The organism is Mycobacterium sp. NGS62, assembly GCF_059812285.1.
Genome location: NZ_JCALCK010000068.1, coordinates 1 through 1,194 on the forward strand (window position 1 = coordinate 1; position 1,194 = coordinate 1,194).

Below are 1,194 nucleotides of genomic sequence, written 5' to 3' on the forward strand. Positions count from 1 at the left end.
AATCGGGTTCGTCGTGCGCAGGTGAATCCAATGCTGAGCTGGGTACTTGTAGAACTCCAGCAGCACGTCGAGGTCGTCGACGATCTTGGCGACCGCCTTGGGGTACTTCGCGCCGAAATCGACCTCGAACGCTTTGACCGCGACCTGGGCCTTGTCGATATCCTCCGCGTTGTAGATGTCCTTGATCGCCGCCGACGCGGCTGGGTGTGCTGATTTCGGCAGTGCAGCAAGGACATTGGCCTGTTTGTGAAACCAGCATCGTTGTTCGCGAGTCGCGGGGAAGACCTCGCGGACGGCTTTCCAAAAGCCCAGGGCTCCATCGCCGACGGCCAGCACCGGGGCGGTCATCCCGCGGCGGCGGCAGTCGCGCAGCAGGTCAGCCCACGACTCGGCCGACTCGCGATACCCGTCGGTGATCGCGACGAGTTCCTTGCGGCCGTCAGCGCGGACCCCGATCATCACCAACAGGCACAGCTTGGTCTGCTCCAAGCGCACCTTGAGGTGGATACCGTCGACCCACAGGTAGACATAATCGGTGCCCGACAAATCGCGGCGCCCGAAAGCCGCAGCTTCGTCTTGCCACTGCGCGGTCAGCCGAGTGATCGTGCTCGCCGACAACCCCGCCCCCGAGCCCAGGAACTGCTCAAGCGCTGGCCCGAAATCGCCGCTGGATAGCCCGTGCAGGTACAGCAGCGGCAACACCTCGGCCATCTGCGGGGATTTGCGCGCCCACGCCGGCAGGATCGCCGAGGAAAACCGCTGCCGCTCACCAGTTTCGGGGTCGACACGTTTGTCGTTGACCCGCGGGGCGCTGACCTCGACCGCGCCGGCCGCGGTCAGCACGTCGCGGGGCCGTTGATAGCCGTTGCGCACCACCAGCCGGCGTCCATTCTGGTCGAGCTGGTCGGCGAACTGCTCGACATAGGCGGCGACCTCAGCCTTGAGCGCCGCGGCCAGCATCTGCCGAGCACCGTCGCGCACGATCTCATCCAGCAGCGACCGGCCAGCGCCTCCGTTGCTGCCATTGGCTGATTCGGTGTCGTGAACTACCGTGAGCAAGGGCGTACCTTCCCAACCAGCGCGTCAACGCCGGTCTTGATCGAATACCTGATTCCGTGAAGATCATCCTCGGGAAGGTGCGCCCACTTTCACGCCACCTCAACGAAGCTCATCCACAGGTTTCAATCATTGCTC

1 protein-coding gene is annotated in these 1,194 nt (G+C 64.2%); it reads right to left on the reverse strand.

What is annotated here, in order from left to right; all coding sequences use genetic code 11:
- A partial coding sequence (locus AC5Y49_RS24720) for an IS256 family transposase (RefSeq protein WP_499892007.1) occupies window positions 1-1,059 on the reverse strand: 1,059 nt, incomplete at its 3' end.
- Between the last annotated feature and the right edge of the window lie 135 nt (window positions 1,060-1,194).